This window comes from Variovorax sp. LjRoot175 (genome assembly GCF_964253805.1).
Lineage (GTDB): Bacteria > Pseudomonadota > Gammaproteobacteria > Burkholderiales > Burkholderiaceae_C > Variovorax.
The window spans coordinates 853,945-876,854 of record NZ_CAXURY020000002.1; the positions used below are offsets into that span (position 1 = coordinate 853,945).

Sequence of the window (22,910 nt, forward strand, 5' to 3'; positions counted from 1 at the left end):
GTTTTCAGGGGCAAGGTCAGTCGAAGAAATGCGCCAGACGGCATGGACTCGTCCGCGATCGTCGATCTGCGTTGTGTTTGACAAAAGCCAACCTCCTTTACAGGACTTTCCTATCCTTTACTGGTCGACCTTGATGTTCGCCTCCTGCGCGATCTTGCGATATTTGTCGATTTCCGCCTTTTGAAAGGCCGCGAGCTCTGACGGCGAATTGCCGATGGCCTCGCTGCCCTGCTCCGACATGCGCGCCTTGTAGTCGGGCGACTGCACGATGCGCGTGATTTCCGCGCTCAGCTTGTCGAGCACGTCCTTCGGCGTCGCGGCCGGCGCCCACACGGCGTTCCACTGGCTGATGTCGAATCCGGGCAGCGTCTCGGCGAGCGCTGGCACGTCCGGCAACAGCGGCACCCGCTTTTGCGTCGTCACCGCCAGGGCGCGCAACTTGCCGCTCTTCATATGCTGCATCGCCGGCAGCAGCGTGGCAAAACCGCTTGGTGAATGCCCGCCGAGCAGATCGATGATCAACGGGCCGGAGCCCTTGTACGGCACGTGCACGATGTCGACCTTGGTCAGCATCTTCAGCCACTCACCGGCGAAGTGGTGGGGGGTACCGTTGCCGACCGAACCGAACGTCATCGATCCGGGCTTCGCCCTTGCGATCGCAATGTATTCCTTCAACGAAGTTACGGGCACCGACGAATGCACGACGAGCGCCATGGGGGTCACCGTCGCCAGCGTGATCGGCGCGAAATCCCTGACCGGGTCGTACGGCATCTTCGGGAAGAGCGCAACATTGAGCGCGACTTCCGCCGAGGCACTGACCAAGAGGGTATAGCCGTCGGGCGGCGCCTTGGCGACAATGTCCGCGCCAATCATGCCGCTCGCCCCGCCGTGGTTCTCGATGATGACCGGCTGGCCCCAGCGTTCGCTGAGCATCTGGGCGATCGGCCGCGCGGTGATGTCGGCGCCGCCGCCCGGCGGGTACGGCACGATGATGCGAATCACCCTGCTCGGGTAGGTCTGCGCCAACGCCGTCGCGGCTGCAAGCGCGAGCAGTGCCGCGCAAATTCGGTGTACTGAGAGGTGTGTCATGTTCGTTCCTTGGTTGGAATGAACTGCGGCGTCAGCTCAGGCAGTCCGGCGTCTCGCGCAGCACGCGCCGCGCGAGGTAATTGAACGTCGCAGCGATGTACTTGGGACTGCCGCGATAGCTACGGGCCTCGCGCGCAAGTTCCGGCTTCACCCGCCTGATCGGCCCCACCGCTCGCGCGATGAGTTGCAGCTTCGCCGCGCGCTCGACGTAGAACGCGAGCACCGCCGCGTCCTCGATCGTCGTCGCCGCAGTCAGCAGGCCGTGGTGCGCGAGTAGCACCGCCTGCTTGTCGCCCAGCGCGGTCGAGATCATCTCGCCCTCCTCGTCGCCGATCGGCACGCCCGGCCACTCGGGGAGATAAGCGCAATTCTCGTAGAGCACGCAGGTGTCCATGTGCGACACGATGAGTTCCTCCGCGATCATCGACAGCGCCGAAGCGTGCGGCGGATGGGTGTGCACGATCGCGTTGGTCTCGGGACGGGCGCGATAGATCCAAAGATGGAATCGATTCGCGGGGTTGGCCATGCCCTCGCCCGCGAGGACGTTCAAGTCATCATCGATCAGCAGGATGTTGCTCTCGCGCGCCTCGTCGAAGCCCAGCCCGAAGCGCAGCGTCCAGTAGGTGCCGGGCTTCTCCCCGCGCGTCGAAACCTGGCCCGCGAGCGCGGACTCGTGCCCGTCGCGATCGAGGATGCGGCACGCGAGCGCGACCTTCTGTTGCAGCGTCCAGCTGGTCACTTGCACGAACTTGTCCAGATCGGCCCGGAACTTCGCGTCGTACTCGGATTTGGGCCGGGATACCATGTTGTTCACTGGGGATTCCTTTCTCTCTCACACCCCACATTCAGCTCACCGGCCTCGACCGGGCGAACGCGAGCAATTCCCGGCTGCGCGAGGCTCTCGCTCAGCGAAGGCGACGACCGTCGAGGCCGCCACAACACCAATGAGGGTGAGCATCGCTGCGCTCCCGGTTGATGGCACTACGTCAAAAGTTTGGACGCGCCCGGCCCCGTTCGCAACTGATCTTTCGGAACGCCGGCCGTCGCGGGCCGCGATGGCTCAACCCGCAGCGAGATGCGCGAGGAGTTCCTCGATCACAGGGGTGCCGGCCGTGCGCGGGGCGCACACCAGGTAGAGCTGCATGCACGCCCAATCGTCGGTGAGCGGCAGCGCGCGCACCTGTAGGAGATCCTCGTACGGCAGAATGTTTGGCGCCGGCATCACCGCGATACCGAGACCCGCCTGCACCATCGCGCGCATCGCCTCGTAACTCTGGACCTGCATGGTGAACTTCGGCTTGCGCGCCATGCGTGCTGCTGCTGCCAGCGCCCAGCCGCGGATTGCGGTACCTTGCACCAGCGTGATGAGATCGAACTCGAGCGCTTCCGCGAAAGAGATCGCCCCGCGGCTGGCGAGCGGATGCGAAACCGGCATGACCAGCATGAGAGGAATGCTGCGATAAGGAACGACGCGCATCCGGTCGGTGGGCTGAAAGTGGCCGATGATGCCGATGTCGGCGCTCCCTTGCGCGACTTCCTCAATGATCGGCAGACTCCGGCCTTCTTCAAGACGAATCTTCACCCCGGGCCGCTGCGCGATGTAGCCCGCGAGATCCGCGACCACGACGACGACCGCGGTCTGATTCCCCAACATCCGGATATCGGGCTGATCGTCTACGGCAAGCGTGCTGATCGCGCCGGGTATTCGGTCGAGCGTCTTGATGACCTCGCGCGCATGGCGGGCGAGCGCTTCGCCCGCGGCGGTCGGGACGACTCCCGCGTGCTGGCGTACGAGTAGCGCGACCCCGAGCCCGGCCTCGAGGTCAGCGATGCGTTTGCTCGCCGCCGAAGCGACGATGTGCTCGCGCTCTGCGGCTCTAGCGATGCTGCCGTGCTCGATCGCGCTGACGAAGAGCTTTAGCGTGGTGAGGTCGAATCGCACGAATAGTAGAGCGTTGGAGCATTCGGGAAAGAAAGATACTACTGCGCTCGATTCCTGGCGTGGAGCGCCGCGTTAAAAGCTCACTTGCCGACGCCAGAGAGCTTGTATCCGACATCGGAATGCTCCAGAGGCTGACTCACTCGGTCGCCACGCCTTGATCGCCAACGCGGAGGATCTGATAACGCAGGCAGCGGCAGCGCGGGTTCGACGTATGGCATCGCCTTGGACAGTGCCGAGTTGCGGAAGACAGACGACAACCCGCTCCAGGGATAGTTAAACCCGCCCCCTTGGTCGTGGTTGCCCGGAATGCCAATGGGACGTTCCGGAAGCTTGAGCCTGTTCGAACCGGGGAAAGCGTAGTCCTGCGAAGTCCCAAGGTTCACCTCCGACGCGGAGGTACTGCTCGACCGTTTGAACTCCGCTGACCACCGAACCGGGTGTGTCTCCCGTCACGATCAAACGAAGGAGACCTTCCGCCGGCCTGGGGTAGGTCTTCCAAAAGCTGGCCAGGTCCTGAAGCGACTGCCCCTGGTGTCCAAGGAGACCGTCGCACGCACTGAATAGACATCACGAGAGCTGATCCTCATGACGGGCGGCTCCTGGCCGAGTGGAGCCGACCGATTCTCGCCAACGAACGGCCGGTCCCCACCAGGTTGCAGACCTTCAGGTCGTGCGCGCGGGGCCGTCAGACCGCAGTGACGTTGAACCGATCGCAGAGGTCATCCACCTGCCGCGCCTTGAGCTTCTCCCCTCGCAGCTTGCGAAGCCCGCTGCGCTCAAAGATCGCGTATGCAAACCCCTTGTTCATCTGCCGCGACACGTAGCGAATCCCGTCCCAGCGGGAACCCGCTCCGTGAATGGCCTGCGCCCAGGCTTGGCTCGCCGAGTAGTCGGCCGACGCACTGATGTCGTTGTTCAGGCCCAGGGACTTGAGTGCCGCCCCAGTGAGGTCGGCCAACACCAGCGTCTTGCGTCGAACGCAGGCAAAGCGTACGACCGAGCGCTCGGTCAGTTCGGCGACTGGCACCTCGTAGGTACCGCCTACGAACCGCCAGGACTCATGGATGACGCTCTCAGCGAAGGCCACCTCGATGGTGCTGGCGGTGTAGCAGGTGCCGAACGCGCCGGCACGGCCGGGATCTGGATCATCGAAGCGGTAGACGCCAGCCGACCAGTAGGGCTCTGGGCCGGATGCCGGCTCAGCCGCACGAGCGACGCGACCTCGATCCTGACCGGTCGAAGCAGATCTTCGAAGGAACCGGGCTCAGGCAGCCGCAGCGACACGCGCGGCTCCCCGCTCGCGCGCCCACGCCGCAGCCAGGCGTTCCACCTTGGCCACGGCAACCCCCGCCTCCAATGCCGCGGCGACGCTCTTGCCTGCCAGGGCACCATGGTCGCGCAGCCAGAACATCAGCTTCTCGCTGGCGCCGAGGTCACCGAGTGCGCGGCAAACCGTGGCCACGGTCTCGCGCTCCATGCCCAGGAACGCCTGCGGGTAGTACAGCCGGTTGCCGACTTTCATCGCGAACACTTCGCCCCTGTCTGCGGCCGGCGCCAAGGCCTGGCGCGTGAGTCCCCAGGCTTGCGCAAGCTGCTCGCCGGGCACGACGAGGCCATCCTTGACCCACTGGACACGCACCGCCTCGCCACGCGCAGTGGCACCAGCCAAGCCGCCGGCGGCCCGGGTTTGCGGGGTGCTGTCTGTGGTCGAGGCCTCGGCACGTGGCGCCCGCGCTCGGACGCCTCGCGTCCTCGGCACCTGCAGCCCTTGCTTGCTGACCGCCGAGCGAAGGCTGCCGACATCTTCGCTGAGGCGCCCGACGGTGGCTTCGAGTTGCGCAATCCGGCGCAGCAGAACAGGGGTACTGAGATCGGTGCTCATGCGTACATTCTAAGCAAATTCGGATATCGAAGCAAACGCAGACAATGTAGCAAACCGCAGCGGCCGGCCGGCAGGCGACGCACCGGTGCTGCCTGCGGGACTCAGGGATTCAGACCGATGGCGAGCCAAGCCCGAATTCGGCGGAGCATGTCCTGAGCGAGGGGTCGCTTGCCGCGCCTATTCCGATAACTTACGATGCTCAAACGCGCTCGCCCCTTCATCCGGGAGCGACGGTCACGTCGGGCCTTTGGTCGTTACGTAGCCGCCGGCCTCATGCTGTATCACAGTGACAGCGATGCCTTGTTTCTTGCACCATGCCTCGATCACCCAGAGCACCGACCCGGCTTCGGAGTGGGTGGATCCGCCTTGTTCGATGAACTCCTTGATCACACTGCGTGCGGTGTTATGAGAAACCCCTCTGGGGCGGGTACCCGGGCGTGGCGCTATGGGCTCCGCCCTCTCTCGCCCGTCGCCATCGAACGGGGCGAAGTTCAAGGAGGGACGCTGGCCAACATGAAGGACCTGGTGGTCAAGGAAGTGCACGGCGCCGGCGGCTACGGCATGCTGATCGGCCCGGCTGCAACGCAGGCCGAGATCGAGGATTTCAAGAAGGCCGTGCTCGCCAAGCCCGACGGCTACATCGCACAGCCGACGCTGAGCCTGTCCACCTCGCCGACCTTCGTGGATGCCGGCTTCGCGCCGCGCCACGTCGACCTCCGGCCCTTCGTGCTGTCGGCCAAGGAAGTCCAGATGGTGCCCGGCGGCCTCACGCGCGTCGCGCTCAAGGAGGGCTCGCTGGTCGTCAATTCGTCGCAGGGCGGCGGCACCAGGGACACCTGGATCCTAGAGGCGGATCGCAGCGCCAAGCCCCGGGTGCAATCGCAATCTCAGAGCCAGTCGGTTTGATTAGGGGAGCTTCAGATATGTTGTCACGCACCGCCGATCACCTCTACTGGATGTCGCGCTACACCGAGCGGGCCGAAAACACCGCGCGCATGCTCGACGTCAACTACCAGACCTCGCTCTTGCCGCAATCGGCCGAGGTTGCCAAGTACGGCTGGCAGGGCCTGCTCTCCATCAGCGAGCTGCTGCCCTTGTTCAACGAAAAGCACGAGCACATCGTGCCCGACGAGGTGATGGAGTTCATGGTCAAGGACGAGTCCAATCCCTCGTCGATCCTTTCGTGCCTCCGAGCCGCGCGCGAGAACGCGCGGGCCGTGCGCGGCGCGCTCACCACCGAAGCCTGGGAGACGCAGAACACGACCTGGCTCGAGGTCAACCGCATGCTGCGCGCCGGCGAATTCGAGCGCGACCCGGGCCAGTTCTTCGAATGGGTCAAGTTCCGCTCGCACCTCTCGCGCGGCGTGATGTTTGGCACCATGTTGCAGGACGAGGCCTTCTACTTCTCGCGGCTGGGCACCTTTCTAGAGCGTGCAGACAACACCGCACGGCTGATCGACGTGAAGTTCCATGCCCTCAACAGCGAGTTCTTCGGCACCGCCACCGAGGAAGACCTCGAGTACGACTTCTATCACTGGAGCGCGATCCTGCGCAGCGCTTCGGCCTTCGAGGTCTACCGCAAGGTGTACCGCGACGTGATCAAGCCCGAACGCGTGGCCGAATTGCTGATCCTGCGCGCCGACATGCCGCGCTCGCTACACGCCAGCCTCCAGGAGGTTGTCAAGAACCTCGACAAGGTGAAGAACGACCAAAGCGCTGAGACGCAGCGCCGCGCCGGCAAGCTGCTGGCCGACCTGCAGTACGCGCGCGTCGACGAGATTCTGGCGACCGGGCTGCACGCCTATCTAACGCAGTTTCTCGATCGGGTGAATGAACTGGGGTGGCGAATCAGCCAGGACTTTCTGGTGCCGGGGCGTTGAGTGCATCGCTACCGAGGCCTGCGGACCGATTCTGTTGAGACCAAAGGGACTTGCGAGGGGGTAGTCGTACTTTCGGTGCATGGATGGACCCGACGCCTTTTGCAAGCTCTCGTCCATAATGGGAACGGTCTGCACGGACAAATCAATACCGAGCATTGGACGTCTCTCAGCGTAGGCGAAGTGCGTTTGCCCGGGCTGGGCGTCGTCGATGCGGATTCGACTGACGTCCCCAAAACACAGCGCCGGAGATCAAAGTGCGTACGGCGCGAAGTCGATGGGATGGGCGATGACGGACTGACTGGCGCAGCCCCGCTTGCACATTCCGCCATCCATTTTTATGGGCATGAGGGTGCTCGTCGGGCTCGATACCGCGCATCGAGGGTCGTCGCCCGCGCCTGATCGCTTGCTTGTCAGTACTGAACGGGACTTCTGCGTACCGGCTTCTGCCGGCGCAATGGACAAGGCTCCCGAAAGAACCTCTTTGGCTGACGCTGGAAAGCGCTCAGTAACCGCCGCGGCCTCCGCCGCTGCGATTTCCGCCACCACCATAACCGCCGCCACCGCCGCTGCGACCACCACCGTAGCCGCCGCCTGCAGGACGGGGCTCCATCGGGCGGGCTTCATTGACGGTCAGGTTGCGACCGCCGAGCGAGTGGCCGTTCAGGCCTTCGATGGTCGCCAGCGCTTCCGCGTCGGTGCCCGTTTCGACGAAGCCGAAGCCTTTGGAGCGGTCGGCATCACGCTCGACCATGACCTTGGCGCTGGCGATCGAGCCGTATTGGCTGAAAGCCCGTTCAAGATCGTTGTCGACGAACCTGGCAGTGAAACGCCCAGGAACGTCCGAGCACTAGAGCTGGCCCGGTTGCAACCCGGGCTCAGTGTTTTCCTGAGCGGGGTGATGAGAAACTTCGCTAGAGTGAACTGCGCCGGTTCAGGTTCGTCCACTTCAAGGAACGCGCATGAGCAAGAAAGTCGCATACGTCACCGGGGGCATGGGAGGCATCGGAACCGCCATTTGCCAGCGCCTGCACAAGGATGGTTTCACGGTCATCGCCGGCTGCGGCCCCACCCGTGACCACGCCAAGTGGCTGGGCGAGCAGAAAGCCGAGGGCTACGAGTTCCACGCGTCGGTCGGCAATGTCGGAGACTGGCAGTCGACGGTCGAGGCCTTCACCAAGGCCAAGGCCGAACACGGCAGCGTCGACGTGCTGGTCAACAACGCCGGCATCACGCGGGACCGCATGTTCCTCAAGATGACGCTCGAAGAGTGGAGCGCGGTGATCGAAACCAACCTCAACAGCATGTTCAACGTCACCAAGCAGGTGGTCGCGGACATGGTCGAAAAGGGCTGGGGCCGCATCATCAACATCAGCTCGGTCAACGGCGCCAAGGGTCAGGCCGGCCAGACCAACTACTCGGCCGCCAAGGCCGGCATGCACGGCTTCACGATGGCGCTGGCGCAGGAGCTGGCGGCCAAGGGCGTGACGGTGAACACCGTGAGCCCGGGCTACATCGGCACCGACATGGTCCGCGCGATCCGCCAGGAAGTGCTCGACAAGATCGTGGGCACGATCCCCGTCAAGCGGCTGGGCGCACCGAGCGAGATCGCCTCGATCGTCGCCTGGCTCGCGAGCGACGAAAGCGGCTACTCCACCGGGGCCGATTTCTCGGTCAACGGCGGCTTGCACATGCACTGAGGCACGGAGGCGCTGAAGCGTTCGCGCCGCGGTGTTTTCGGAGACCCGCTGCGGCGGGTCTTGATGATCCAGACGGCGGGCTCACCCCCTCGACCGAGACCGTGATCCGCAGCCATAACGAGGACGAGGCACGGTTGCTCCCCCAGGAAGCGTCGGCCGACCTTCGTTCGCATTTTGCGACCCATGGCCTGGTCGCGGGCGACAGAACGGTGCTATTTGGCCAGCTCCTTGATCCGGTCGACGACCTCCGGATTGGCGAGGGTGGACACGTCGCCTGGATCCTGGCGGTTCGAAATCGCTGCGAGCACGCGACGCATGATCTTTCCCGAGCGCGTCTTGGGCATGTCGGGAACGACGATCACCCGGCGCGGACGCGCAATGGCGCCGATCTCGGACACCACCGATGCCGAGACCCGGTCGGCGATCTCCGTGGAGGGTGCCAACCCCAGCTTCAATGCCACATACAGGTCGGGCACCTTGCCCTTGACCGGGTCGGCCACCGGAACCACGGCCGCCTCGACGACCTCTGGCACGAGCAGCGCAGCCGATTCGATTTCCTTGGTGCCCAGGCGGTGGCCGGCAACGTTGATCACGTCGTCAATGCGGCCGAGGATGCGGTAGTACCCGTCGGCCGCTTGCACCGCGCCGTCGCCCGCCAGGTAGGGCCAGTCGCGCCAGTCCTTGCTCTTGGGGTCCTTGCAGTAGCGCGAGTAGTACTGGCGCACATAACGCAATTCCGATTCCACAGCCGGACCCCGATCCGATTGTTGCCCCTCCCATGAAGATTGAACCTGCCGAAGCCGAAGCCACGTCGCCGCTTGCAGAGTCGCCAGAGTCCAAGAGCGCTGACCACCTGGCAAGGACAAGAACGCGGCGGGGTTCATCAAGCCGAAGGCGCCCTAACGCCGACGACCGGAGATTTCATCGGAGCTTGCAAGGCTTGGAAGCAAGCGACAGGCGATCGCGATCGCAGCGGCCTTCGGTATGCGCTTCTCGATTGCACCGCACGGCACTTTGGCACACGTCAGCGGGAACCTGGACTCTACCGTCGGCTTACGCGTCAAGCCAGCTTCACCAGAACTTCCACCATGGCCGCGGTTTGGGGCTCCTCGGTTGTTCGAGCGTCGCGAGAGGCGAGACCTGGCTGTCCCGCACGCGGCGGCGAAGTTCTGCCTCGAAAGCATGCGCGAGGCCAAAGGCGAGCGCATCCCCGCGTGCGGCCCGACTGCGCCACTCCCGGGCCATCTCGGCCAATTGATCGTCGTCGAGCTCATGCGGCGGCACGCGGTCACTCACGTCCGTTCGTTTCTCTATTTCGTCGGGAGAAGACATTCAGTACCTGATGAGGTGGCTACGCAAAAATAGACCGCGCCACGTCGACATGGCCGTCGCTGGGCTTGGCAGCTTCAATCGTCGAGTTGCGCAGAAAGCTGAGGATCGCCATGTGGCTCGGCGACTCTCGTGCTGACCGAGGGCCGCCGCGCGCGGCCCACGAAGTTTCGCAGTCGCCGTCGCCGACAGCACGTAGCGACCAGAGCCATTGGGACCAGATCGCGCTTCGCAGACCGTCCCCGAGAAAAATGCATGCACCCAGCATCCGAACTGGGCAAAGATTTCCGGGCTGCCGACACCGACCACTGCGCGCCGTCCGACAGTTTTCTCAAATGCTCTCGCTCGCGTCAGCGGCTATCAGGGCTTCGCAGCCATTTCCTCGTCTTGCTCCATTCCGCTTGGGACGAAAGTGACGCCGTGGTGCGCCAAGTAGTCGCGAATCAGACGTCGAACGACCTGCGAAGGGGTGACATCCTGGCGGGCGCAAAGTGCCTCAAAGGCCTTTTTCTTCGAGGGATCGACCAGCACCGTCAGGCGCGCTGTCTTGAGTTCCATGAGCTATCCCTATGTCAGTTTCATGATAATAACAGTATCATCCAGCGCAATCGAATTTCAAGCTAGGCCAAGGCGCTTCCGATGCCCGCTTGGCGGAGATGCCGGAGTTGTTCATTGCATTGTCTCGTTGATTCCTGCGCACCGCACGCGGCTTGGCCGTCCGGTTCGCTGCAGCGCGTAACCGGACGAGTTCGAGACGGCTTCGCGGCGCCCCAGGCTCCGGAACACCAATGACGGCTCTCAGCGCCGCCGTATTCGTCTTGCTGCTGGGCGCCGCAGCTTGTCTGCTGCCCTTGCGCAGCGCCACGCATGCAGGCATCGGGGTGCTTTCGCAAGTGGTCGCAACGGCATTGGTCTGGGCCACGGTGATCCCCGTTCTGGCCGGTGGAGCGGCCGTGGTCGGCGAACTGGCGTGGGCCTATCCGGTTGGCACGCTGCGGGTGCGATTGGACGCGTTGGGTGCCTTCTTCCTGGCCTGGTCGCTCCCGATGACCTTGCTGGGCAGCATCTACGCGGTGGGCTACCTGCGGCCGTACTTCGGATCGAAGCGGCATCTGGGGGTGCACTACGCGTTGCTGAACCTGACGTCCTTGTCGTTCGTGCTCGTCTACACCGCGGATCATGCGCTGATCTTCCTGCTCGGCTGGGAGACCGCCGCTCTGGCCGCATGGCTTCTCGTCATCTGGGACTACACGAACCAGAAAGTCCGCTTTGCCGGGTTCAACTACCTGGTGTCCACGCACATCGGTCTGATCTTCCTGGTTGCGGCGTTCATGATCCTGTACACGCACTCGCGCTCGTGGGACCTCAGCAGCTTCGGGGGATGGCTGCGCGACAACGCAGGCTCGGAACGCAACCTCGTCTTCCTGCTGCTGGTCACGAGCTTCGGCCTCAAATCCGCGTTCTTCCCGTTTCATTCCTGGCTGCCACGGGCCCACGCGGCGGCGCCGGCGCACGTGTCGGCGCTGATGTCGGGCGTCATCCACAAGGCCGGCCTCTACGCACTGGTGCGCTTCGTTTTTCTGATCGGCAAGCCTGACGAATGGATGGGCTGGTTCCTGATCGGCTTCTCCGTCCTGTCGGCGGTGGTCGGCGCCCTGTACACGGTCGGGCAACGTGACCTGAAGCGCCTGCTGGGCTACTCGTCGACCGAAAACGTGGGCATCGCCGGCATCGGCTTCGGTGTCGGCTGCCTCGGGCTGAGCTGGGGCAACGCCTCGCTGGTAGCGATCGGATTCGCGGGTGGATTGCTGCACGTGCTGAATCACGCGTTCTTCAAGTGCCAACTGTTCTACGCCGCCGGCGCGGTCTACCAGGCGACACATACCGTCGACATGGAAAAGCTGGGAGGGCTGTCACGCTTGATGCCCTGGACGGCGCTGAGCTTCCTCCTTGGCGGCGTCGCGATCGCCGCGCTACCGCCACTCAACGGCTTCACCAGCGAGTTCGTCATCTACTCGGGTCTGTTCACCGATGCCCCCATCGGCGCCTGGGCCAAGGTGGCGCTGTGTGCAGCCGGTGCGCTACTGGCCTTCGTGGGCGCAGTCTCCGCGTTGAGCATCACGCGCGCCTTCGGCGTGGTCTTCCTTGGCGTGCCGCGAGACCGCAACGTGACGCCACCCACCGAGGTGAGCCGCTGGATGCTGGTGCCCATGGGCGTGCATGCGGTGGGCGTCATCGTACTCGGCGTCATACCGGTGCTGGGCTTCAAGCTGGTGCAAGGCTCCACCATCATCGCGCTCGGGGCGTTGCTTAAGCCGACCGTCAACGTCCTGCAGCCGATCGCCGACACGCTGATGTGGATTGGCATGATCTCCGGTGCGCTCGCTCTGTCGATCAAACTGCTGATCTGGTTGCGATCCAGATCGGCGTCCCAGTCGGCTGCGAGCCATGTGACCTGGGGCTGCGGCTATGGTGCGCCGACCCCGCGCATGCAGTACACCGGCTCCAGCTTCTCTTCAGACTTTAGCGCCCGCTTTCGCGCTGTGGTGCTGATGCTGCGGCGGCGGAAAGCGCCAGCGGGTTACTTTCCGACCGAAAGCTACCTGGTCACCGACTGTGTGGACGCGGTCGAGCGAAGGCTGTTCTCCGTCATCGGCCACGGAGATGCGTCGGCTGGCGACCTGTCGAAGAGGTTGCGCGAAGACGATCCGCGCGTCGCCTTCGCGGCCGCCCTGGTCGGCATCGTGGTGATCGCCGGAGTGCTGGTGCTGGCGAGCGGGCCGCTGCGATGAAGCTGTTGATCGTGGTCGCCCATGTGCTCATTGCGCTCGGCATGCCAGTGCTGATGGTCGGCCTCGTGAACCGAACCAAGGCGCTGTGGGCCGGGCGCAAGGGACCGCGTCTCATGCAGTTGGGCTGGGACCTCTTGCGCCTGCTGCGCAAGCGGCCGGTTTTCAGCGTCGTCGCCACGCCCTTGTTCCGGACTGGTGCCTGGGTGGTCCTGGCGGCGTCCGTGCTCGCCGCGATGATCGCGCCGATTCTCGGCAGCATCGCGCCGCTCGAGTTCAGGCATGACTTCATCTTCTTTGCCTACACGCTCGCGCTGGCCCGCATCTTTCTCATGCTGTCGGCCATGGACGTCGGCAGCTCGTTTGAGGGCATGGGCGCCGCCCGCGAGGCATCGTTCACCGCCTTCGTCGAACCGGCGCTGTTCATGCTCGTCGGGGCTGCCAGCGTGGTCACCGGCCACAGCAGCTTCGCCGGCCTGATCGGCCATCTGCACCAAGCCGAGTCGTTCCGCTGGCTGGCGGCGCCCGCTGTCGCAGTTCTTTTCGTCCTGCTGCAGGCCGAAGCCTCGCGAGTGCCCGTGGACGACCCGCTGACACACCTCGAGCTGACGATGGTCCACGAGGTGATGGTCCTCGACCACAGCGGCCCGGAACTGGCTGCGATGCAATTCGCGGCGGCCCTGAAAATGACCATCTATGCGGGTTTGATCGCGGCACTTCTCAATCCCTTTGACCCCCTGAACGCGCCGCTGGCCTGTGTGGTCGCCTCGCTGTTCATCATGGCCGGCGTCGCCGTGGTGGTGGGATGCGTCGAGTCGCTGGTCGCGCGACTGCGCATGAGCCTGGTGCCGCGGTATCTCATGCTGGCGTCGGCCGTGGCGGCCCTGTGCCTGGGCGGCGCCGGCTGGTTGGGGAGGTCCTGATGAGGCTAGCGCTGGTCGTTTTCCTGGTCGCCGCCGTCATTCCGGTCTTCTTCGGCAAGATCCGCTCCGCGCCGGTCTGGCTCGCGTTGCAGGCCCTGGCGTTGGGCTGGAACGGCATCGTGCATCACGCTGAGGTATCGGTCCATGCGCTCGTGGCACTGCTTGAGGTCCTCCTCGTGCGTGGTGTCATCGCCCCGCTACTGTTGCGCCGGGCCATCCGCCTGCGCGCAGAGCCGAACCTCGACCTGATGCCTTCGAACCTCTTTACATGGGCGATCGCCATCGCGCTCATCGTGCTGGCGTTCGAATTCGGCGCTCCCGCCATGTCCGATCGGCAGGCCCTCGCGCTCGGCGTCGTCGGTGCCACAGTGGCCGTGGCCTTGTTGGTACTGTCGACCAACAATTCGCCTCCAGCCCAGTTGGTTGCCGTGCTCTTCATGGAAAACGCACTGGCGTTGTTCGAGTCGCTGCTTCCCGAGCCGTGGCCGCTGCCGGTCCACGCTGCGCTGAGTGCCATCTACCTGCTCACGGTCGGCGTGGGCGGCTGGCTGGTTGGAGTACCCGAATCGGGCCAAACGAACGGCGAGCCACACGTGGTGAAGGAAAGCGCATGAGCCCGCCGCCAGCCAGTCGCGAGGCAGGCGCGCTCACGCTTGGCGGGGTTGCGCTCGACACACAGAGTGCACTCATGACCCTGGCGGATCCGAGTTCGATAAGCCCAGACCCGGGCGTTCGTCATCGATGGGTTGGCCCGGCGATGGTCGCGGTGGCACTGGCCAGCCTGTTGCTGTCAGCCACCCTCTTCGTGCTCACGCCGCTTACCGAACTGCCGCTCTATTTTGCACAGCGCTATTTCGTGATCGACGCGACCTCGCTGCTGTTCCTGCTGGTGATCAACAGCGTCTTCCTGGGTATCAGCGTCTACATGGCCTCGCGCGTGGGTACGTCGACTGCGCTGGCCAAGAACATCCTGTCCAGGACTTCACTCACGCTCGCGTTCATGGCGGCCATGAACCTGGGCGTGATGGCCAACAACCTGCTGCTGTTGTGGGCGTTCATCGAGCTGACTACCTTGTGCGCAGCGCCTCTGGTCGCCCAGGGCAGTGCACCGGCGCCGCATCGTGTCGCTTGGCGCTATCTGCTGTATTCCAGCATGTCCCTCGCGCTGACTTTCCTGGGCATCATGTGCCTCACCCGCTCGGCGTACCTGCAGGGCGTGGAGATCAATTTCGCCCTCGGCGAAATGGCGGCGGCCGTGCCGACCGTCGGCGACAGCTGGCAACACCTCGGACTGGGGTTGATGCTGTTCGGCCTGGGCAGCAAGCTTGGCCTCGCGCCACTGTACAGCTGGATGCCGGAGACCTATGAAGCAGCGCCGACCAGCACGAGCGCGCTGCTGGCGGCTGTGCAGTTCAACATCAGCGTGGTGGCAGTCTTCCGCATCCTGCAGGTGTTTCGCGCCCAGGACACCGGCTTCGTGGCATATCAGCTGTTGATCATGGGCTGCCTGTCGCTGGTGGTGGCGGCGATTCAGGTGATGGCCGCGCGCAGCTACAAGCGGCTGATCGCCTATGCGTGCGTCAGCTCCTCCGGCGTGATCGCGATCGGGTTGTCGGTGGGCAAGGCGGCGGCGTACGGCGTGCTGCTCTACGTCGTCAGCAACGCCTTCGTCAAGGCACTGCTGTTCCTCACCGCAGGCCGGCTGCGGGCCGTCTACGGCACCAACGAAGTCAAGGCACTGAGCGGTGTGATCCGGGTGCTACCGTTCTCAGGGCTGCTGTTCGCCGTGGGCACTTTCGCCCTGCTGGGCTTCCCACCGTTCGGCAGCTTCATGGCCGAGATGCTGATCTTGTCGGGCATCGTGCAGTCGGGCAACCTGATCGCGTTCACGATGATGTGCACGATGCTGACGATCATCTTCGTCGCGACCGGCCGATCCATTTTTCCGATGCTGTGGGGACCGTCGGACCGGCAAGGTCCACCGATCACCGAAAGCTGGGTGACTGCGGTGCCCAAGCTCGGATTCGTTGTTGTCCTGGTCCTGCTCGGCGTCTACACACCGGCCCCGATCAGCCAACTGCTGCTGCAAGTGGCGCAATCGATTGGCGGGCAATGATGGGACCCGCCAAGCCAGTTGCCATGGTGCCGACCCGCGAGATCGCACCCTTCGGCTTGGCCGAGTGGGCGGGCTGCTGCGCGCAGGCCCTCGGCGCCGGCGATCGCATGATCACGCTTTTCGGGCGCCCCGATGCGAACGACGAAGTGGTGGTCACGGCGGTTCTGCAGGGCCATGAAGGGCAGCTCAGCGCCCTGCGCGGCCGCGGGAAGTGCCACGAATCGTTCCCATCGCTCACTCCGCGGCATCCGGCCGTACAGATGTTCGAACGGGAGTTGTGGGAGCAAACAGGACTTACCCCTGTTGGGCATCCCTGGCTCAAGCCGGTGCGCTACGAGGGGCCTCGCCAGCAGCGCATGGCTGAACATCCATTCTTCAAGGTGCGCGGGCAGGAGATCCACGAGGTAGGAGTCGGTCCGATCCACGCCAGCGTGATCGAGCCGGGACATTTCCGCTTCATGTGCCACGGCGAGCAAGTGCACCACCTGGAAATCCAGCTCGGCTACCAGCACCGCGGCGTCGAGGCACTCCTGTTGCGCCGCCCGCCGCTCGCGCTCACGTCGTTGGTCGAGTCCATCGTTGGCGACAGCAGCATCGCTTATGCGTGGGGCTACTGCGCCGCGGTGGAAGCGCTGTCCGGTGCTCAGGTGAGCATCGAGTCCGATCTCGTGCGCGGCGTCGCGTTGGAACTCGAGCGCGTGGCCATGCATCTGGCAGGCCTCACCGGGCTCGCCACCGACATCGCGTTCCTGCAGGGGGGCGCCACCTATGGGCGTTTGCGCACGGCGGTCATCAACGCATCCATGCGCGCCTGCGGCAGCCGCTTCGGCCGGGGTTGGTTGCGACCGGGCGGCGTGCGGTTCGGGATCACCAATGAGCTGCGACGGGACCTGCTCACGACCATCGCGGCCTTCACGAAGGACATTGCCGAAGTCAACGACCTGATGCTCAACGCGCGCAGCGTTCAGTCGCGGTTTCAGGGAGTGGGCGTCGTCAGCAACGAGGCTGCGCAGGATATCGGGCTGGTGGGCTTGGCGGGGCGCGCCAGCGGCGTTGCCGTTGACATGCGCATCAGCCTGCCCGGGCAGCTGCACACCAGCCATCCCATCAGGCTTCTGACCGAGGAGACGGGCGACTGCTGGGCGCGACTGAAGCTTCGCATGCGCGAGATCGACGAATCCATCCGCTGGTTGACGCAGGTGCTCGATGCGCCGGGGCCCGACCTGATGACCGCGACGCCCGCGCCGGTAGGGCCGCTCAGCCCTGACACGCTGTGCGTCTCGGTGCGCGAAGGCTTCCGAGGACCCGTGGTCCAAGCGTTGGAAACGGGCGCCGATGGGCGCCTCCTTCACTACAAGGTCCAGGATCCGTCGCTGCTGAACTGGTTCGGCCTCGCGCTCGCCCTTCGCGACAACGAGATCTCGGACTTCCCCATCTGCAACAAGAGCTTTGATCTTTCCTATTGTGGGAACGATCTTTAGGAACATCGGTGCTCCAGTCGATCAAGGTCAGGGTCTCGCAGGGGACTCAATACATCAAGGATCCTCGCCAAGCGAACCCTGTCGGCTTCCGCGGCAAGCCCGTCATCGGTGCCGCTCCCTGCGAAACGGGTTGCAATGCCTGCGCTACCGCCTGTCCAGCCGAGGCGATCACGCCGGACCCGGTGCAGATCGATCTGGGCCGCTGCGTCATGTGCGGCGATTGTGCTTCCGCATGCCCAAGCGGGAAGCTTTCCTTCACGAACGACTTCCAACTGGCCTCTACCAGCCGCTCGGGATTGGTGATCAGCGCCGCGCGGCCGGCACCTGATCCCGTCAAGGTATCCGAAGCACTGCGCAAGCGATTTGGTCGTTCGCTCAAGCTGAGATCGGTCTCGGCAGGCGGCTGCAACGGCTGCGAGCTCGAGGTCAATGCACTCACCAATGTCAACTTCGACATCGGGCGCTATGGCATCGACATCGTGGCATCCCCGCGGCATGCGGACGGCCTGGTGTTGACGGGGCCGATCACGCGCAACATGGCCGCGGGGCTGCAGCTGTGCTGGGACGGCATGCCCGACCCCAAGCTGGTGATCGCAGTCGGGGCCTGCGCGATATCGGGCAGCCCCTTCGAGGAATCGTCAGCCTTGGAGCGAAGTTTCCTCGACCGATTCAAGCCGACGCTCTACGTGCCTGGGTGTCCGCCCCATCCGCTCACTTTCGTATGCGGGGTGCTCGACCTGCTCGGCATCAGGAGCTGAGATATTTCACTGACTCGCGGCTTAGAGGGGGCCCCACAACCAGAGCCACAGTATTAAGGGCGATGGTCTTTGTTCTGGATGAGGCGTATGCTTTTTGCCCCGTTTACAGTTCTCGCCCCCCTCGTACTGGGGCGGCAGTTTGAGCGTCGTTCACCGGAATCTTCGCCATGTCTTCCCCCCACACCCATGCCCATTCCCAAATCGACTTCGTATCTGGCGACGTCGATGCGCTCGCATCTCACATGCGGCAGTGCGCGCTTTCGCGGGAGCGGTTGTTTGCGTTTAAGAACAGCCTCCAGCGGGTGCGCTCGGTCGCTGCCGGTCACATCGTGACGATAGTTTGCGTGGCCGTCGTGCTCGGCCTCGGGATGTTCGCGGTCGCTTGACCGCCGCAGCAGTCGTCCGGCGCGGCCTGCTCACAATGGTTGGCGTGGAGACGATCGGCGCGGAGGAATCTTCCGAAGTACATCGTGCGCTCTAACCGGCGATCAGGGGTACCGGCTTGAGTGGCTCCAGTCCTTGAAACGATCGACCGTTCTGACCTGCGCCGGCCGAATCTTATTTTGCGAGTGACCGCGCATGCCGCCGCGGCCTCTGGGTGGTGCGCTCGACCGTTGGCTGTTCACCCGCATTCGCCCGGCTCGGTATCGTGAGCTGCCCTGGAAGCTCTCGCAGCCGCCAGTCTGCCGAGCATGACCACTGAAACAGCGCCGACCGCGCCGCAGATGTACCTTGCAATGGCATTCTGCGGGACCATCCACGCGATCCCGGCGTCGGTGGCCAGCATGACACCGCTGATCCAGCCAAGAAGTAATCCACCTGCGGTCACGACGATCGGGTAGCGATCCATCAGCCGCAATGCCAAGCGGCTGCCGACAACGATGATGGGGATGCTTACCAGCAGCCCGAACACCACGATCGCCATCTTGTGCTGGATGGCGGCGCTTTCAGCTGCCGCGGCAATCGCCAACACGTTGTCGATACTCATCACCAAGTCGGCGGTAATCACAGTTCGTATGGCTGTGCCGAGTTGTTCGGTGCTCCCGACGTGCGCATGGCTACTGCCTTTATCTTGCGGGAGAACCAATCTGACCCCGATCCATATGAGGAGCACCGCACCGACGATCTTCAAGTAGGGAATCGCAAGGATGTGGAGCGCGAAAAAGATTAGAACAACTCGCATGAGGATCGCACCAAGCGTTCCCCACACGATCCCTTGGATGCGCTGGTAATCGGGCAGCCCGCGGCAGGCCATCGCGATCACAACGGCGTTGTCGCCACCCAGCAGGATGTCAATCATGATGATCTGGCCAACCGCGAGCCAGAAGGCAGGAAGCAACAGCTGTTCTGTCAAAGGCATCCCTCCAACGGCTTGCAAGCGACCTTGTCTCTCCCACAAGTACCGCAACCCTGCGATGAACTCGACGAGACAGGTCTCCCAGGTTCTAGTTGACGATGCCCGAAACGTCGATGTTGTGGTGATCGCGCCGATTCACCAGGGCCTTGAACATTCCGGCGCCTTCTCGTTGTTGTCGGCCATACGGGCGGCGGCGACGGGTAACGCCTCTCTGCTGCATTGCCGCATCACGGTTGGCCATGCCTGCCGCGATCCGGCCTACGTGGCCGCCAAACATGGTAATATCATTACCATTGCAATTACACCTTCAACGCATTACATTTGCCTTGAAGCTTATGCCTCCTTGAGCGCGTTGGCTAGCCCAGCGTCGAGAAATCGCGGCGCTGGCCACACTTGCAGCGTGGAGGCTCGATGACGTGGGGTGCATTCGCCCGACTCTTGTTGTTGTTCCGGCAGCGACGGCGATCGCAGTTCGAGTTGACCGGCGGTGTTCACCGAGACGACGGCTGATCAACGTCGTTCGAGGGGCCTGAGGCGACCACCATGCCCCAACAGCATTTCAACAGGCCCGCAGCGGCCGGCGGATCACATCTCAATCACAACCTGATGCTGGTGCAATTTCTGCCGCCCGGCGGGGAACCACGAGTTGGTGCAGCACTCTGGCGCGAGGGTGACCGTGTCCACCTCGCAGCGCCGCTCATGCGCGCACGCAACGGCGTTCGGGATCCGAAGTCCTTTGCGCGGCAATTTCCCGATGCCTTGGCGTCGATCGATGCCTTCGAAGAAGCCATGACCTGCCTGGATGCAGCGTGCTACGCTGCCGCCGATCCGCACGAGGTTGACACTGCCTGCCAGCTGTACCCTGAGTGGAGGCTGCAATGCTTGCGCTACGACGGAAGCGATTCGAGCTTGTTGGGGCTCGCAAGTCTCATTCGAGCGGCCGGGACCACCGGCTCATTCCCGAAATTGATCATGCGCGACTGCCTGCTGGAAATCGTCAGGCAGATACTGAAGAATGCCCCCGAGTTGGCAGCAGTCCAGATCGAATCGACTTCTCAAGAGGGGGATGATGTGGCGACGCTGGACCTGGGGCTGGATGGCCCGGTGGTCGTCACCTTGCTCACGAACATCGCCTCGACGGACGTCGTACGGCAAGGGGTATTGGCACATCACCGGATGACTGACCCGAACAGTGCTCACGTTCAATGCCTGCTCGTAGTACCCAACCTTCAGATCAGCCAACCGACATTCCTCACCCCGCGCGTAGTGATCGCCAACATGGACACTGAGCACATTCGCGCCTCGCTGGTACACATGGCCAAGCGCTGAAACCCAAGTAGCCCCTCAATCAAGAAACAGAAAACCGACCTTGCCCATGTCCGATCGTTCCGCATCTGCGCAGCACGTCAAACCCTTCATCTACGAGACCACCAACTCCAAGGCCCTCCACTTCTGTATCAGTGACGTTCAAAGCTACATGCGGACCAATGATCCCAATGCGCTGGCTCTCGAATACACGCGCACGATGATGGGCTTCCTGCTTTTCAAGCCGGAACCGCGCAGCATTGGGATGGTCGGCTTGGGCGGCGGGTCGCTGGCCAAATTCTGCTACCGCTATTTGAGCCGCGCCCGAATCCAGATCGCAGAGATCAATCCGATGGTGATCGCGTTGCGCGAGGAGTTCCACATCCCGCGCGATGACGCGCGGTTCATCGTTTTCCAAGCCGATGGGGCGGAATTTGTACGCCGTAGTCCAGCCCGTTTCGACGTGTTGATCGTCGACGGCTATGACCTTGAGGGACTGCCTGCCCAGTTGTCTTCTCAAAGCTTCTACGACGACTGCCGCGAGACGCTCCAGCCCAACGGAATCATGGTGGTCAATTTGCAGTACGGCGACCCCGAAACCGACGAGCACCTGGCTCGCATCCGTCGCAGCTTCAATGGCTCGGTCCTGGTTGTCGATGACGGCGAGGAGAGCCACAGCATCGTGTTTGCCTGCAACGGCACTGCCCTGGAGACGTATCGGTTGGGAGCGATTCGCAGGCCGCCAAACCTCGACCCAGGCGCAGCCAGCCAGTTGCTCGCAGGGTTTGCATTGATCGCATCGGTGCTGAAAGATCAGCGACGCTAGTGTTGCGAGTTAGAAGTTCGTTGAACTAATCTTACTGTGTTAGTAATTTGAGCGAAATCAAGGCATTATGCGCACTTCTTCAGGAGAAGGGTGAACCTTGATGGAAGACTTACAGGAATTCGAGCGCTACATGGCCCATCTGAGCGGGGGGCTGGGTCATTCCGACCGTCATGCGGGCTTGCGGGGTTACACCACGGGGCTGATGTCGCCGCTGCAGCGCAAGAGCGTGGAGCCGATGGCGGCGCATATGGACCCGCTGAATGTGCGTTCGCGCCACCAGTCGCTGCACCACTTCGTGGCCGATGCGAATTGGTCGGACGAGCAGATGCTGCTGGGGGTATGCCAGTGGGTGGTGCCGTTGATGGATTTCAGCGACGGCGGTTGGTGGATCATCGACGACACGGGATTTCCCAAGCAGGGGCGGCACTCGGTGGGCGTGGCGCGCCAATACTGCGGGATGCTGGGCAAGCAGGACAACTGCCAGGTGGCGGTGAGCGTGTCGCTGGCCTGCGCGGCGGCCAGCATTCCGGTGGCGTGGCAGCTGTACCTTCCCCAGGAGTGGGCCGACGACCCGGCCCGACGCGAGAAGGCCCGCGTGCCCGAAGCGCTCGAGTTCGCCACCAAGCCTCAAATCGCGCTGCAGCAGATCGAACACCTGCTGGCCCAGGGGGCGCCGAGGCACTGCGTGTTGGCCGACGCGGGTTACGGCGTGGACACGGCGTTTCGCGAACGCCTGGGCGAGCTTGGCTTGCGCTACGTCGTGGGGGTGACAGGCAGCGTCACGGTGTGGCCGCCCGGGCACGAACCCCTGCCGCCCAAGCCTTACAGCGGCAGGGGCCGTGTGCCACGGCGGCTGCGCCACGGCGATGCCACCGCCCCAAAGCACCGGCCCCGCACGGTCAAGGACGTGGCCTTCGACATCGAGCCCGACGACTGGCAAGAAGTCACCTGGCGCGAGGGCACGAACTCTCAGCTGCGCTCGCACTTCGCCCGAGTGAGGGTACGTGCGGCGCATCGCGACCAGGAGCGCAGCGAACTGCGCGAGCCGCAATGGCTGCTGATCGAATGGCCCGAGGGCCACGACGAACCGCTGAAGTACTGGCTGTCGACGCTTGCCGAAGACACACCGCTGGAGCGCATGGTCTATGAGGCCAAGATGCGCTGGCGCATCGAGCGCGACTACCAGGATCTCAAGCAGGACCTGGGCCTCGGACAGTACGAAGGCCGAGGCTGGCGCGGCTTTCATCATCACGCCAGTCTCAGCATTGCCGCCTACGGCTTCTTGCTTGCGCAACGGCTGCAGCACCCCGCCGAGATCGACGGTAAAAAAAACTCCGCACGCCAGGAGCCTGCCCTACCCACGCATTACAAACCTCGGGGAAGCCCAGAGGGCGCAGCGCCACGTCCCATCCTCCATCACGAGCTTGCGATTGCGTATCGGCGCGCTGCTGGCTCGTAACCTGCCTCGGTGTCCCTGTTGTCTTCGGCATCAACCAGCACCAAATATCTAACACAGTAAGACTAATCAATGTCGCG

The 22,910-nt window shown here is 63.7% G+C and carries 22 protein-coding genes and 3 pseudogenes; 13 read left to right on the forward strand and 12 right to left on the reverse strand.

Annotated features, from left to right (window positions below; genetic code table 11):
* Positions 1–117: 117 nt before the first annotated feature.
* The 6 genes and pseudogenes from ACSQ89_RS34180 to ACSQ89_RS34205 all read right to left on the reverse strand — a co-directional run bounded on the left by ACSQ89_RS34180 (position 118) and on the right by ACSQ89_RS34205 (position 5,303).
* Complete coding sequence (locus ACSQ89_RS34180; RefSeq protein WP_436296907.1) at positions 118–1,089, reverse strand: Bug family tripartite tricarboxylate transporter substrate binding protein; 972 nt, start codon at positions 1,087–1,089, stop codon at positions 118–120.
* A gap of 31 nt (positions 1,090–1,120) precedes the next feature.
* Positions 1,121–1,894 (reverse strand): aldolase, encoded by a 774-nt coding sequence (locus ACSQ89_RS34185; RefSeq protein ID WP_436295962.1) that lies wholly within the window; start codon positions 1,892–1,894, stop codon positions 1,121–1,123.
* 255 nt (positions 1,895–2,149) lie between these two features.
* Positions 2,150–3,031 carry a LysR family transcriptional regulator gene (locus ACSQ89_RS34190; RefSeq protein WP_436295959.1) on the reverse strand — a complete coding sequence of 294 codons (882 nt, stop codon included), beginning with the start codon at positions 3,029–3,031 and terminating at the stop codon, positions 2,150–2,152.
* A gap of 685 nt (positions 3,032–3,716) precedes the next feature.
* Positions 3,717–4,223 (reverse strand): annotated as a pseudogene (locus tag ACSQ89_RS34195) (RES family NAD+ phosphorylase); the annotation flags it as partial.
* A gap of 72 nt (positions 4,224–4,295) precedes the next feature.
* On the reverse strand, positions 4,296–4,913 hold the full coding sequence (locus ACSQ89_RS34200) for a hypothetical protein (protein WP_436295960.1): 618 nt from the start codon (positions 4,911–4,913) through the stop codon (positions 4,296–4,298).
* A gap of 234 nt (positions 4,914–5,147) precedes the next feature.
* Entirely contained in the window at positions 5,148–5,303 is a 156-nt protein-coding gene (locus ACSQ89_RS34205; RefSeq protein WP_436295961.1) for a hypothetical protein, read from the reverse strand.
* A gap of 111 nt (positions 5,304–5,414) precedes the next feature.
* On the opposite strand from ACSQ89_RS34205, the pseudogene ACSQ89_RS34210 reads away from it, so the two are divergent.
* Positions 5,415–5,819: pseudogene (locus ACSQ89_RS34210) on the forward strand (circularly permuted type 2 ATP-grasp protein); the annotation flags it as partial.
* Between the two features lie 17 nt (positions 5,820–5,836).
* Positions 5,837–6,793 carry an alpha-E domain-containing protein gene (locus ACSQ89_RS34215; protein WP_436296908.1) on the forward strand — a complete coding sequence of 319 codons (957 nt, stop codon included), beginning with the start codon at positions 5,837–5,839 and terminating at the stop codon, positions 6,791–6,793.
* Positions 6,794–7,295: 502 nt separating this feature from the next.
* Here the strand turns inward: ACSQ89_RS34215 and ACSQ89_RS34220 are convergent.
* Positions 7,296–7,601: pseudogene (locus tag ACSQ89_RS34220) on the reverse strand (RNA recognition motif domain-containing protein); the annotation flags it as partial.
* Between the two features lie 151 nt (positions 7,602–7,752).
* Between ACSQ89_RS34220 and phbB the strand changes: the two are divergent.
* Positions 7,753–8,490: an acetoacetyl-CoA reductase gene (gene phbB / locus ACSQ89_RS34225; RefSeq protein WP_436296909.1), complete on the forward strand. Its 738-nt coding sequence runs from the start codon at positions 7,753–7,755 to the stop codon at positions 8,488–8,490.
* Between the two features lie 212 nt (positions 8,491–8,702).
* Here phbB and ACSQ89_RS34230 read toward each other — a convergent pair whose 3' ends face one another.
* The 3 genes from ACSQ89_RS34230 to ACSQ89_RS34240 form a co-directional block, all read right to left on the reverse strand.
* Positions 8,703–9,236: an AMP-binding enzyme gene (locus ACSQ89_RS34230; RefSeq protein WP_436296910.1), complete on the reverse strand. Its 534-nt coding sequence runs from the start codon at positions 9,234–9,236 to the stop codon at positions 8,703–8,705.
* Between the two features lie 325 nt (positions 9,237–9,561).
* A complete protein-coding gene (locus ACSQ89_RS34235) occupies positions 9,562–9,822 on the reverse strand; it encodes a hypothetical protein (RefSeq protein WP_436296036.1) in 261 nt (86 codons plus the stop codon).
* 357 nt (positions 9,823–10,179) lie between these two features.
* Entirely contained in the window at positions 10,180–10,377 is a 198-nt protein-coding gene (locus ACSQ89_RS34240; RefSeq protein WP_436296045.1) for a ribbon-helix-helix protein, CopG family, read from the reverse strand.
* Positions 10,378–10,607: 230 nt separating this feature from the next.
* Here ACSQ89_RS34240 and ACSQ89_RS34245 point away from each other — a divergent pair, with 230 nt between their 5' ends.
* The 7 genes from ACSQ89_RS34245 (at position 10,608) to ACSQ89_RS34275 (ending at position 18,272) form a co-directional block, all read left to right on the forward strand.
* Complete coding sequence (locus ACSQ89_RS34245) at positions 10,608–12,611, forward strand: proton-conducting transporter transmembrane domain-containing protein (protein ID WP_436295859.1); 2,004 nt, start codon at positions 10,608–10,610, stop codon at positions 12,609–12,611.
* Positions 12,608–13,531: a respiratory chain complex I subunit 1 family protein gene (locus ACSQ89_RS34250; RefSeq protein ID WP_436295858.1), complete on the forward strand. Its 924-nt coding sequence runs from the start codon at positions 12,608–12,610 to the stop codon at positions 13,529–13,531. Before ACSQ89_RS34245 ends, ACSQ89_RS34250 begins: the two co-directional genes overlap by 4 nt.
* Positions 13,531–14,145: a hypothetical protein gene (locus ACSQ89_RS34255; RefSeq protein WP_436295857.1), complete on the forward strand. Its 615-nt coding sequence runs from the start codon at positions 13,531–13,533 to the stop codon at positions 14,143–14,145. The genes ACSQ89_RS34250 and ACSQ89_RS34255 overlap by 1 nt, the downstream gene beginning before the upstream one ends.
* Complete coding sequence (locus ACSQ89_RS34260; protein ID WP_436295860.1) at positions 14,142–15,647, forward strand: complex I subunit 5 family protein; 1,506 nt, start codon at positions 14,142–14,144, stop codon at positions 15,645–15,647. The genes ACSQ89_RS34255 and ACSQ89_RS34260 overlap by 4 nt, the downstream gene beginning before the upstream one ends.
* Before the next feature lie 107 nt (positions 15,648–15,754).
* Complete coding sequence (locus ACSQ89_RS34265) at positions 15,755–17,128, forward strand: NADH-quinone oxidoreductase subunit C (RefSeq protein WP_436296911.1); 1,374 nt, start codon at positions 15,755–15,757, stop codon at positions 17,126–17,128.
* An 8-nt stretch (positions 17,129–17,136) separates the two neighbouring features.
* Positions 17,137–17,886 carry a 4Fe-4S dicluster domain-containing protein gene (locus ACSQ89_RS34270; protein ID WP_436295855.1) on the forward strand — a complete coding sequence of 250 codons (750 nt, stop codon included), beginning with the start codon at positions 17,137–17,139 and terminating at the stop codon, positions 17,884–17,886.
* A 167-nt stretch (positions 17,887–18,053) separates the two neighbouring features.
* Positions 18,054–18,272 carry a hypothetical protein gene (locus tag ACSQ89_RS34275; RefSeq protein ID WP_436295854.1) on the forward strand — a complete coding sequence of 73 codons (219 nt, stop codon included), beginning with the start codon at positions 18,054–18,056 and terminating at the stop codon, positions 18,270–18,272.
* A gap of 236 nt (positions 18,273–18,508) precedes the next feature.
* On the opposite strand, the gene ACSQ89_RS34280 is transcribed toward ACSQ89_RS34275, so the two are convergent.
* Both ACSQ89_RS34280 and ACSQ89_RS34285 read right to left on the reverse strand, forming a co-directional pair.
* On the reverse strand, positions 18,509–19,240 hold the full coding sequence (locus ACSQ89_RS34280) for a TerC family protein (protein WP_436295853.1): 732 nt from the start codon (positions 19,238–19,240) through the stop codon (positions 18,509–18,511).
* A 91-nt stretch (positions 19,241–19,331) separates the two neighbouring features.
* Positions 19,332–19,520, reverse strand: a complete 189-nt coding sequence (locus ACSQ89_RS34285; RefSeq protein ID WP_436295852.1) for a hypothetical protein — start codon at positions 19,518–19,520, stop codon at positions 19,332–19,334.
* Positions 19,521–19,786: 266 nt separating this feature from the next.
* On the opposite strand from ACSQ89_RS34285, the gene ACSQ89_RS34290 reads away from it, so the two are divergent.
* The 3 genes from ACSQ89_RS34290 to ACSQ89_RS34300 all read left to right on the forward strand — a co-directional run bounded on the left by ACSQ89_RS34290 (position 19,787) and on the right by ACSQ89_RS34300 (position 22,833).
* Positions 19,787–20,572: a hypothetical protein gene (locus ACSQ89_RS34290; RefSeq protein WP_436295851.1), complete on the forward strand. Its 786-nt coding sequence runs from the start codon at positions 19,787–19,789 to the stop codon at positions 20,570–20,572.
* A gap of 46 nt (positions 20,573–20,618) precedes the next feature.
* Positions 20,619–21,374 (forward strand): fused MFS/spermidine synthase, encoded by a 756-nt coding sequence (locus ACSQ89_RS34295; RefSeq protein ID WP_436295850.1) that lies wholly within the window; start codon positions 20,619–20,621, stop codon positions 21,372–21,374.
* A gap of 100 nt (positions 21,375–21,474) precedes the next feature.
* Positions 21,475–22,833, forward strand: a complete 1,359-nt coding sequence (locus tag ACSQ89_RS34300; protein WP_436296018.1) for an IS701 family transposase — start codon at positions 21,475–21,477, stop codon at positions 22,831–22,833.
* Positions 22,834–22,910: the final 77 nt, after the last annotated feature.